Source organism: Bacillus sp. AFS059628 (assembly GCF_002571225.1).
Classification (GTDB): Bacteria; Bacillota; Bacilli; order Bacillales; family Bacillaceae_G; genus Bacillus_A.
In genome coordinates this window covers 1-12,116 of record NZ_NVEC01000066.1, presented here as the reverse complement: position 1 = coordinate 12,116, position 12,116 = coordinate 1, and the positions used below count along the sequence as shown (strand labels likewise).

Annotated in this window: 9 protein-coding genes and 1 other annotated feature; of the genes, 1 reads left to right on the top strand and 8 read right to left on the bottom strand. The window is 34.5% G+C overall.

The annotated features are described in order from the left end of the window. Positions 1-10 precede the first annotated feature (10 nt). From COL05_RS22245 to COL05_RS22210, 7 genes are all read right to left on the bottom strand, one after another. Positions 11-283 (bottom strand): WXG100 family type VII secretion target, encoded by a 273-nt coding sequence (locus COL05_RS22245; RefSeq protein WP_000807831.1) that lies wholly within the window; start codon positions 281-283, stop codon positions 11-13. 127 nt (positions 284-410) lie between these two features. Then, the gene (essC, locus tag COL05_RS22240; RefSeq protein WP_142337620.1) at positions 411-4,418 is read right to left on the bottom strand and encodes a type VII secretion protein EssC; all 4,008 of its coding nucleotides are present in this window, start codon (positions 4,416-4,418) and stop codon (positions 411-413) included. A 31-nt stretch (positions 4,419-4,449) separates the two neighbouring features. Next, complete coding sequence (locus COL05_RS22235; protein ID WP_098670173.1) at positions 4,450-4,812, bottom strand: EsaB/YukD family protein; 363 nt, start codon at positions 4,810-4,812, stop codon at positions 4,450-4,452. A gap of 29 nt (positions 4,813-4,841) precedes the next feature. Next, positions 4,842-5,612: a hypothetical protein gene (locus COL05_RS22230; protein WP_098670172.1), complete on the bottom strand. Its 771-nt coding sequence runs from the start codon at positions 5,610-5,612 to the stop codon at positions 4,842-4,844. A 14-nt stretch (positions 5,613-5,626) separates the two neighbouring features. Next, a complete protein-coding gene (locus tag COL05_RS22225; RefSeq protein ID WP_098670171.1) occupies positions 5,627-6,391 on the bottom strand; it encodes a vWA domain-containing protein in 765 nt (254 codons plus the stop codon). Positions 6,392-6,589: 198 nt separating this feature from the next. Beyond that, a complete protein-coding gene (gene aspS / locus COL05_RS22220; protein ID WP_000443908.1) occupies positions 6,590-7,888 on the bottom strand; it encodes an aspartate--tRNA(Asn) ligase in 1,299 nt (432 codons plus the stop codon). A 108-nt stretch (positions 7,889-7,996) separates the two neighbouring features. Continuing rightward, positions 7,997-8,208: a binding site (T-box leader), on the bottom strand. Between the two features lie 66 nt (positions 8,209-8,274). After that, complete coding sequence (locus COL05_RS22210; RefSeq protein ID WP_098670170.1) at positions 8,275-9,639, bottom strand: UDP-N-acetylmuramoyl-tripeptide--D-alanyl-D-alanine ligase; 1,365 nt, start codon at positions 9,637-9,639, stop codon at positions 8,275-8,277. An 82-nt stretch (positions 9,640-9,721) separates the two neighbouring features. Between COL05_RS22210 and COL05_RS22205 the strand changes: the two genes are divergently transcribed. Further along, the gene (locus COL05_RS22205; RefSeq protein WP_001167914.1) at positions 9,722-10,201 is read left to right on the top strand and encodes a hypothetical protein; all 480 of its coding nucleotides are present in this window, start codon (positions 9,722-9,724) and stop codon (positions 10,199-10,201) included. A 107-nt stretch (positions 10,202-10,308) separates the two neighbouring features. Here the strand turns inward: COL05_RS22205 and COL05_RS22200 are convergent, their stop codons facing one another. Then, positions 10,309-11,820 (bottom strand): M36 family metallopeptidase, encoded by a 1,512-nt coding sequence (locus COL05_RS22200; protein WP_098670169.1) that lies wholly within the window; start codon positions 11,818-11,820, stop codon positions 10,309-10,311. Positions 11,821-12,116: the final 296 nt, after the last annotated feature.

Sequence of the window (12,116 nt, the reverse complement as noted above, 5' to 3'; positions counted from 1 at the left end):
TGTTCTATTCTTAGTATGCGTTATCTGTGTTACGGAATTTATCAGCGATACGTTTTAAATCTGTTGAAATACCTTCTAAAATTGGAATGTATTGTTGCATTGCTTGTTTAGATTGGATAAATTCTCCACGGAATTTCGCTTGTGTTGCCCCAGCCCATTGTCCTTCTAAACTATTAATATCGCCTTCAAGTCTATTAATTTGACTCTGTGCTTCTCCTGCTGCGTTTTTAAAGTTTCCTGCGATTCTTTCAAGTTCTTCTGGTGTGATTTTAATTTCTGCCATCTTAATAATTTCCCCTTTCAAATCATAAATGATACAACAATTAGATTATAAACTATATTCATACAATTTTTAAAGAGTTAAATTACAAAAATATTCTATTTTCTAGTAATTTAACCCTATTTTAATATTATTTCACTTTTAATTCAGACCATTTCACACTAATTTTATCTGTCATCGTGCGAAGTAAATGTAATGGTGTATATGCACATTTTATTTTTATTGGCTTTCTACGTATGCAATATCCATCCCCACTTAATAATTCTTGATCCATTTCAGTATGTGGCAGTTTCATATTAAAGAAATACACATCGTTATTTTGTGTCGTTCCCAATAAATATCCAATACTTCTCTTTCTAATTTCCGCAAACCATTTTTCATGAGAATAGCTATTTAAGCTAGACGTAGTAGCAGCTGTCATAAAGTGAATCCCTTTATTTTTACAGTTTTGGACTATTAGTTCCATTTTATTTTTCGCCTCATAATCAGTAGATAATATAGTTAACATTTGATCGATATCATCAATCGCAATGATTATTCTCTTATATGGAATCTCCACTGTTGTGTTTGGATCTATAGAAGGCATTATTGGTTCTCTATTATTTATTAGCTCTAACAATTCATCTAACATTTCTTTTAATTGCATACCATCTGTAACTTTCTTCTTCACATGAGGTAAATCTCCAAGAGCTAATAAGCCTGTAGGTCTTTCACCAAGGTCTACTAAGTATAGCTCAACCTTTTCAGGAGAGTATTGGTATGTAGTAGTGAATAGAAGTGTTTGTAATAGCGATGTTTTTCCACCTTCTATTCTTCCCCCAATAAATATATGACTCATTTCATCTAAAGAAAAACTTTGCAAACGAATATCCTCTGTTTCTATACCTGCTGAAATATGAGCTCTTTCTAATTTTTCAATCATATGTTCTACAAATATTTCTTTAGGTACCATTGGAATCTCTTTTGCTTTTTCACCATTCCATACTCCATTCATTTTTTGAATAATTGTTTTTAATTGTTGAGAGTATTCAAGTTCACTTTCCCCAATAAACGGCAATGCTGCTTGGAATAATTCCGGCGGTTGCCCTTTCATTAATCCACGGCCAACAGGAACTTCAATTAATGGGAATTTAGGTCTGCCAACTAAGTTATGATATTCTGTTCCATCTTGCAATTCAAATGTAAGTGCCATCGGTATATTATTACGAACACGATCGAACATATCTATTGTTTGATTCAGAGAAAAATAGAAATATACTCCATATGTACTTGATTCACGCAATAATAATTCTAATACTTCATTTTCTTTCTCGAATTCATTTTTGAATCTTATATAACCATCTACCATTACTACTATTGCTGGTATTTTCTTTTCTACCATTCGGTTATACATAGAGAATGACTTTGCACCGATATTAGAAAAGCTCTCTTTTCTATGCGTGATTTCCTTCTTTAAAAATCCGAATAGACGTTTCATTTTCTCATTTTCGCCTTCTTGTATAATCCCGCCAATATGAGGTAAATCTCTAAAATCTAAGAACATTCGACCAAAATCAATAATATAGAAATTCACTTCTGCTGGTGTATGAGATACAGCTAGAGACATAATAATTGTTTGCAACATCGTCGTTTTTCCTGTACCTGGCATACCATAAATATTTAAATGCCCTTCTTGTAAATCTAACTTCAGAGGAAATTGAGCTTGATTTGCAACATCATCAATTAATCCTACTGTTACTTGTAAATATTCTTTTGATTTATTCCACTCAGCAATTGTCCAATCTTCCATAGCATAAAATTCTTTTAACAATAATTTTTCCGGTAATGGATCCAGCCAAGGTCCTGGTAATGCTTTAATATTTTCTTTTTCTGATACGCTCTGTACATATTGAATAAAAGCTTGTAGTTGCTTTGGACTATTTGTCATTGGTTTTGGACGCTTTTTCACTTTTATTCTTTCACCGGAAAGCTTCACTTCTGTAAAGTCAACAATATCAAGAACTTTCTCTTCATCTGGATTATAAGGTGCTCCACTCCATGCAGATTGGAATAATTCCAATACTTCATTGCTACCAACTTGAAGATATCCTCGCCCTGGTACATTGATTTTAGATGCATCTGGAATCTTTAACATTTCACGACTATCCGCGTCATCTTGTACACGTAAACAAATTCGAAAACGTGAGTTACTCCAAATCTTGTCATTTACAACCCCTGAAGGTTTTTGAGTTGCTAATAATAAGTGAACTCCTAATGTCCTTCCTATTGCAGCGACACTAATTAGCTCGTCCATAAATTCTGGTTGTTCCTTTTTCATTTGAGCAAACTCATCAATAACAATAAATAAATGTGGTAAAGGTTCTTTTTCACGCCAGCTTGTTTCATAATATTCATCTAGATGCTGAACATTTCCAGCTTGAATGAATAATTTTTGTCTCCGTTCTAGTTCTGCCTTTAATGAAATTCTGGCACGCTCAATTAAGTTCGGGTCCTCTAAGTTCGTAATAGATGCAATAATATGCGGTAATCCCGCAAATGTGTTTGACATCCCACCACCTTTATAATCGATAAGCATAAATGCCATCTCATGAGGGTGATAGGTTGCTGCTAACGCTGCTATTATAGACTGAATTACTTCACTTTTTCCTGATCCTGTTGTACCAGCCATTAGACCGTGTGGACCATGCCCTTTTTTCTCTATTTTATCGTGAATATTTAGAAAAACAGGTTTACTTCCTTCTCTTACACCAATTGGAACCGGTAATGAAGTCGGATATCGATTTTCTTTCCATCTCTCTAGCACTTGTAGCTCTTCCATATTTTTAGCTTGAAACAAGTCTAAAAATGTTAATACTTTCGGAATGTTGGCTGCTGTAGAACTTTTCATTCGAATTGGAGCAATGCTTCGCGCTCCTAGTTCACATCGCTCGAATGAAAGTCGATCTACTTTAAAACTAGCACGCGTTGTTCCACTATTTTCAGCTGAACTTGAAAACGTTTCTACTAACTCACCATTTTCTCCATTTAAGCTTATTACAAGATCACATTCCATCGGTAAGCGTTCCTTTTGTTCCGCAAAAATAAATGTAGAAGCTCCTACACTTTCACCTTCTCTAAGTAACATTGGAGTTAAAGGATCATCTTCTAAAAACTCTCTCGCTGATAAGAAAAATACATACATCGGAATTAAAGGAACTTTTGCATCTGCTTGCGCAGAGGAATTATAGATTCTACGCATATTAAGTGGGGTAAATAGTACTTCAGCTAGTTTCTGTGCATCCTGTTGATTTTCAGATAAAAAGCGCATACTTCTCTGTTCATCCCATACATGAGGAAGCCACCTCATCCAATCCCACTGCTTTTTCTCCTTCTCATGATAAAATGCTGCTATTTTCACTTCATTTGGTGCATGATGCGTCATAATTTGTGTCGTTACAATTCGAATAAAGTTTAGTCTATCTTCTTTATTTCCGACTACACCAATTACATCATTTTTTTTCAAAGAAATTGAAATATGTCCATTCGGTATCGTATTGAAATCTCTTTTCACATTTTGTGCTTCTGTAACTAATGGATTTTCTTCGTAACCTTTCTGTTCAGGCACCTTCAATTCTACAAGGAATGGTCTTTCTCCTGTACCAATACGAATATCTAAAAAGTCTGGACTTTCAGGTGTTCTCTCCCACAAATTACTTTCCCTGTTTTCAATTCTTTGTACACTTTTTAATGGGCTTGGATTTTGTGTAATTAAATATTTTGCTTGTTCAACCTTTAACGTATCTAATTCCACTCGATGCTTTTGAATTTGCTCTAAATATCTTGTTTGTAATTGTTCAACCATTTGACGATGTTCTTTCTTTTTACGGAAATGCCCCATCGTTGTAATTATATATGATCCTAACATCGGAATACTTGAAACCATCATTAATGGCATATAACTTGAATTCATCTTCATAAATTTCATCATTACAAAATATAATACCAATGTTAAAACTGTCATCATTGCAGGCAGTAACATTGTTTCAATTGAAAACTTCGGCTCCTCCGGTATATTCGGTGGATCATGAATAATAACATCCCCTGTTGGTATATCTACTTTCACACGCGGAGAGCGTTGAAAATACGGTGATTTTTGCACAAAACATTTCTCCTTCCCCATCCCAAAACTATTACTCAATGATTTTCCATACATAATCTTCTTCACTAGAAGACATATCTTGTTTAACAGGTTCATTATAAACTTCTTTTGCTGGCATCATTTCAAAAGAAGGGATAATTGCTCCTTTTTTATGTAGCATTACATATTGTCCATCCCACACATCATTATCGCGCAACGTTTCATCATTTCGAATAGAATGCCACTCTTCTTTATCTTTTGCCACTCTAATTTCATAGATCCCGCTTAATGCTTCATCTATTTTTTCATGATGTAAAATCGCTTCAATAATTTGCACCACTTTTACGTCATTTGGAATTGCAATATCAATTTCTTCATTTGACTGTTTTATGTATGTCACAATAATCTCTTCCACATTTATTCACCTTTTTTCCATCATGTTTGTTACCAAGAAACATCTAAAAATGAAATATCATCGCTTGTCGGAGAGTTCTGTTCCCTCTCAATTTCTTTTAACACTTCCTCAAAGTTATACCGCTTAAGCAGCGTGAGTCCGTCTGAGTGAATAACTATCCGATTCGCTTCTTGCCTAGATAATGCCTTTGAAAAAACCGCCAATTCCCCACCAATAATGCCTCGCTGTGTAGACCATCTTTTCTCTATATTTCTATTAAACCTCATTATATTCGAACAATTCTCCTTATCTTGAAACAATTGTACAAATGAATCTCCATGTGTAACTATCGTTATTTGTACTTTATCTTGATTTGGAATGAGTTCTATTTTTCCGCCAATAAACATCGTTTCACTACCTTTTTTTCGCTTTTCTTCCAAAACATCGCGTAGTAACCATGGTGTTTCTTCTGGCAATCGAAATGCACTCACTTCCTCTGAAGCTTCTTCTATCCAATTATTTAACTGTTCATTTAATAATGTAGCAATATCCAGTCCACTTTCTTGACATGTATCAAACAAGTTTACTAACTTCATACCAAGAAATTTCGCCGCAATTTCACCATGAAAAGATAGCCCTACACCATCACATAAGGCAAATACGAAACTAGATCCATTATCTAGAAATACTAGAAAGTCTTGTCCACTCTCGTTTAAATCCTGCGTTTCTTTTGCTCTTACATAACTATATCTATAAGTAAAATGTTTCGTTTCCTTTTCTTGCAATACCGTTTCTTCCTTTTGCGATAGGGTATATTTCACCTTACTCCCCCCTCCTATCGAACCGGCGTTGCAGCAGACATTTGAAATCCAAGTGATACTAAGTCCGCATTTGTCCCAGGAAACATCATCACAGCACCATCTGCAATATGAAACCCATGTTCCGTCATCATCTCACGATAGCTTTGAGGGATAGGCGATGAAAGTCTTTGCAACTTTGCACCATATTCATCTGTAATCTCTGTATTTGGCATAATCCCTTCCCACTTCTTTATATTAGAAATTTGTTCTTGCATAATTTCATCTGAAATAAAAATATTTTCAATTAGTACGTTTCCATCAGGTACAGACATATTCATAATTCTTCGTACAATTAATTCTGGATCTTCACCAGTTGATGCCCCATCTGTCATATGACAAACAACAGGAGCTGGCCCATCTTGTAAATTTAGTAATTCCTTTTGCAATAACTTCTCCACTACAGAGAAAGCTTTTGCTGTATCAGTTAAACGATGCGTTTGAATTTTTTCTAATGGACGCAGTCTTGCTACCTCATCTATTGTTTTCACACCGCCCAATAAATCAAAAACATGATCGCTATAGGCTAAAATAGATAACTTATATCTCGGGAGCAAGCGACTACCTTTTGTTGAACGAAATACCATTTGGCGAATCGCTAAAGAAAGAGCATCCGTTACAATATCAATTCTTCTTTTTTCTTCTCCGCCTGCATCCATCATTTGGTTCATTGATGCGCTTACATCAAGAAGATAAATTATATAAGCTGGTGTTTGTTGTGTTGCTTGAGTTTGATATAACATGTTTCATACCCTTCCATACATTATTATATGAACTTTTTTATATTCATATTTCATTATAACTTATGAATTTTCTTTTTCTCAATTCATTATAAAATGTTCTTAATATAATTTACATATTTTCACACAAAAAAACTATTATTCCCTTTAACATATGTTGAAATACATAAACCCCTTCTGTAATATAGAAGGGGTTTAATATTATGGTATAAGACGAGTACAATCTCTCGGAAAAGCACTCGCTTCTCGTACATTTGTTAATTCTAATAGTTTATATACAACTCTCTCTAACCCAATTCCAAAACCACCGTGCGGGGGACAACCGTATCGAAATGTATTTAAATACGATTGAAACTTATCGGGATGTAATCCTTTTTCGTTAAACGAAGCGAGTAACATTTCATAATTATGAATTCGCTGTGCTCCTGATGTTATTTCTAATCCTTTATATAGTAAGTCGAACGAATCAGTTATAGCTGGATTCTCTTTATTCGGCATCGTATACATCGGTCTCGCTTCTTTCGGATAATGTGTAATGAAAACAAACTCACTCTTATATGTTTCCTTCACATATTTCCCTAGTAACTTTTCACCTTCTGTATCTAAATCCCCTACAGGAGATTCTTTACGATACTTACTTTTTAAGATTTCTTGTGCTTGTAACAATGTAATTTTCGGTATTTCTGTAATAACAGGTACTTCTATTTGTAATAGTTGTAGTTCTTTTTCACAATTTTTTGCTACTTGTTGAAACATATAACGTAAAACATCCGTTTCTAATTGCATCACTTCATGAAAATCATGAATAAAGCCAAGCTCTACGTCTAACGATATATATTCATTCAAATGACGAGAAGAATTATGATGTTCCGCTCTATATACAGGTGCAATTTCAAAAACACGCTCTAATCCCCCAGCTACCATCATTTGCTTATAAAACTGTGGTGATTGTGCTAAATAAGCTTCTTTTTGGAAGTATGGAAGCTTAAAAACATTTGCTCCTCCTTCTGCCCCTTGCGAAACAATTTTCGGAGTAAATATACGTGTGAAATCGTTCTCTGCAAGGAATTCACTAAAGCTATGAACGAACGTAGATTTCACTTTAAATATCGCCGCAATTCTCTCATGTCTTAATGATAATACCCGCTCATTAAGTAGTTGATCTAAGCCAACTTGTAACTTCTTTTTATTTATTTCAAATGGAAGTTGTTCTGCACCGTTTATTACTTTCACTTCATGCGCAAGTAATTCAACACCCAATTCTGTTTTCGTTGTTTCGACTATCTCGCCGATTACATGGACGACACTTTCTACATCAACTTTATATCCAGCTAATTCATTTTCTAATACACATTGAATTACCCCTGTTCTGTCCCGTAATAATAAAAAACTAACATTTCCAAGATGACGAATCTTTTTTACCCACCCTTGAAGTAATACAACTTTTCCGCCTTGCTTTGTACATTCTTTTGTGAGTGAACGCTTCATTATTGACTCCATTATTTTTCCCTCCGGTAATTTTATATTTATTTACGTTATTGTTGTTGTCATCGTCATCATCCACGGTCACTCACCTCCCTTAAAAGAATACAAAAATCCGCCCCTATAAATAGGGACGGATTTTTCCGCGGTACCACCCAAATTGTCATAATGACCATCTTAGCCCTGATAACGGTAGGTACCGTTTGCTTTTACTAATTATCACGTTCAAAGCAACACTCACAGGTGTCTTTCCATCATGCGGTATCGCAATCTTCTCAGCAACCAATTGCTCTCTGTAGACCTTTGCATCATGTACTTTTCCTGATCATCACTTTTTATATTTACAGAGTATTCTATCTCTTCACACTATAAAATGCAAGCACTTTTAAATATATTTTAATTTTTCATATCCAGTTTTGTACAATTTCCTCTAAAGCCATTCCACGTGAACCTTTCAGTAAAACAACATCCTTTTTCGTTATTACTTTTAATACTTCCTCTGCTATCTCGGCTTTATTATCAAATGACTTTATTTTTCCTGTATGATAGTTCTTTCTTGCTTCTTCCGCTACAATTTTGGCTAACTCTCCATACGTAAATACATATTGAATAATCTCCTCATTTAACATTTTACCAATTTCTCTATGATATGTTTCAGCTTTCTTGCCTAACTCCAACATATCCCCAATCACTATCATTTTTTTCTTATAGGCATTTAATTTCTGCAACGTTTCAATTGCAGCCTTCATGGAGGAAGGACTGGCATTCCATGCATCGTTAATAATTGTAAAACCTGTTTTAGCGGTTAAAAACTGAAAGCGCATTTGTGTAATATTTATTTGCTGCAATGCTTCTTGTATTTTTTCTATAGGGACTTTGTAAAATTGACCTACAGCGATTCCGACAATCGTATTAAAAATATTATGTTTTCCATGTAAGGGAACATCGTACTGTATTTTTGAATGATTTAATTTAAAATGAACACCATATTCATCTAATTGTACGTTCGTTGGAAACAAATCATTTGTATCCTTTTCACCAAATGTCTTACAATTTACACTCGACGTTTTATTATTTCGAGAAAGCAATGGCTCATCACCATTATATAAGAACAAACCATTTTCTCTTAACCCGTCAATAATCTCTAATTTAGCCTTCGCAATTTCTTTTCTTGATCCAAGCGTTTCTAAATGAGACTGCCCAATCATTGTAATCACCGCTACATCTGGCTGTGCGATTCGTGATAAATTTCGAATTTGTCCTTTTTCACTCATTCCCATTTCAAGTATTAAGAACTCAGTATTTCGTTCCATTTCTAAAATTGTTAACGGCAAACCGATTTGACTATTAAAATTACCTTTTGTTTTATGCACTTTATAAGTTGAACTTAAAATGCTTCCTATTATATCTTTTACCGTAGTCTTGCCATTACTACCTGTAATTCCTATTACTTTTACATTTATCTCTCTTCGATAAAATTGTGCCAATTGTTGCAAAGCAAACAAAGTGTCATCCACAAATATAATTGGAATCCCTTTTGGCGGAGTACCGTAAGACTTTTTCCACAAGGAAGCGACAGCTCTATTATCCATTGCTTCTTTCACATACTCATGCCCATCTTTCATCCTAATGATTGGAACAAATAAATTTCCTTCTTTCATGTTTTTGGAATCTATGCAGACACCATGTATCTCTATAAGATGAAACGATTCTTGTAATCCTTCTCCATTTACTACTTCTTCAAGTTTTTTCAAATTCATTTGAATCAAAGTATCACCTTTTTTCCATTAAATTACATATTTACTGTTTTATTTACACATATTAATAAAAATTTTATAGCGAGGTGTGTATATGCAAAAAGCGATTAGTTTCTTTCTCCTATTGTTTTGCCTAATTGTAGTAAACGAAACGTACGCCTATTCACCAAAATCTTTACCAATCTCTCAAAACTCTGATCAATGGCAAGTGAATATTGATAAACCGAAAAAAACAAACAAGAATATGCTTCAAGCTAAAAAAGATGAATTTCAAACATATCAATTTTCATTGAAAAATGTTGGAAACAGTGAAGTATATAATGTACAAGTCGAAGTATTCCGCAACGAGCCAAAAACAAAAACGAAATATGAACTCTTCTCCCTAAAGGAAAACCGTTTAGCAAGTGGAAAAACTGGATTTGAACATGCTAATTTTCCAGTTGCTACAAAAGCAGATGAAGTTGATGTAATGATTACTTGGCAAGAACACCCTTTCCGCTCCATGCGAAATGGTCAAAAAGTGGAGTCTAGAAAATTTAAAGAGCATTTTGTTTTTAAAGACGAAAAAAAATAAATGAAATGCGAATAAATTCACATTATCATTCATATAGCTTACTTTACTAGTACCAGTTCTAAGGCAAATTAAAAAGTCGTGGCTTATACATGCCACGACTTTTTATATTAATTCGTACTAATTCCTCTCGCTGCCCAAATACGATCGATATCAGCGGCATGTTGTCCGCCATATAAAAGAGCATCCGCTTGCTTAATTGCTTTTGCTCCATCACTGAATTTAGAGTTTGGTGTTAACGACCAGTGCGATTGTAAAATAATTTTCGTTGCAACATCACGACCAAATGCTTGCGCCATCTCATATTGTCCTTGAGCCCAAATTTCTCCATCATCATGTACTTCATTCGTAATATCTTTCGGATACACTTTATTATTATCTAATCGGCGTAAGCACGTTGGATCTGAACTAGAATAAGCAGTCGCATCCCATTCTCCAACACATGCTTTTCCGTAGCCTGTTGTCGATACTGCATCTTCATACGTAGCACCTAAGAAATCACCAAATCCTTCTCCCATCGCTCCACCTTCTGCAGAACTACCGAAGCCAGGAACTTGGTTATCTTGAATTGAATGTCCATATTCATGTGCGATAATACCTGCATCTTCTGCATCATCTACTCCGCCAGTACCAAAGGTTAAAGCTTTCGTTGTCGGAGAATAAAATGAGTTGTCCGCCGTTGTTCCATTCACATTCACTTTAATAGAGCGATTATTAATATTTTTAAAACCTAAACTTTGAATGTAACGTTGTAAAGTATCAATATGATAATACGACATCACATCTTCAAAGCTATCATTTGCACGTGTATAGTTAAATTGTAAGTTTGTAGCTTTCGTTTTTGCTTTTGAGGAAATCGTTACATACTCTCCAATTAAAAATCCTGTCCCATCTAAACCTTTTAACGTAACAGTCTTTAATTGGTTCGTTAATGCTGTTGAATCTGCATCATTGTTATCTTTTAAACCTACTTTACTACCGCTAGATACGACTGGATTAGGTAAAAATACTTTTCCTGATCCTTCTGCTTTACGGTTTATATCAACTTTTTTAATTAACTTTCCATTTTCTGCATCAATAAATGTTTCCCATGCACCAAACGGATTATTAGAATGGACTACAACTTTGTATACTGGACGAGCAATTCCCTCTTCAACAATATATCCAAATTCTTTCTCTGTAGGAGCCCATAAGTTTTGTTCACTTACTTCTCCAACATACGCCATTGATTTTTGTATTGCATCTTTTTCACTAATTTTTGTAGTAGCTTCCTTCACACCTTTAACAGATTGATAATCAGAAACAGCAAGTACTCCCTTTCCCTCTCCGTTAAGAGTAACTGTAATTTGTTTCGAAAATACAGGCGCACCATTCACAACTTGTTGGAATCTAACATATGAAGCTACTGACGTTTCTGTTGTAGAAATATATTGTAAGTCTGAAAGGTCTGCTTTTAATCCATACTGCGCAGCATTTTCTTTTAAATATTCTGTTGCTTTTTTCTGCGGCGAATAAGCTTCTAGCTTTACTTGCTGTTGTTTTTCCAATGCCGAAACTGTAGAAATTGTCCCCATTACTAACGGCACAGTCATTGCCATTGCCACCATTTTTTTATTAAACATAGAACCACTCCCCCTAATAAAGTAGCTCAACCTTATCCCATTACCACTAGGCAATCATTCCCCACAAAATGGGGGGATAAAAATTGAATCTACGAGTAATTCTCTATGAACATTTCTATTACCTTTCCATTTAGGGGGAGTGAAATTTTCTCAATATTTATGTGTGAAATAAAAACAATACTTTAGAAAGAAATTTACACAGTATTTTAATTAGCGTGGTGTGGAGAAAAAATTTTACTAGAGGGATCAATTGAATGGATTATGAGGAAATTAGCCGGATAAAGTGAAACTTTAAT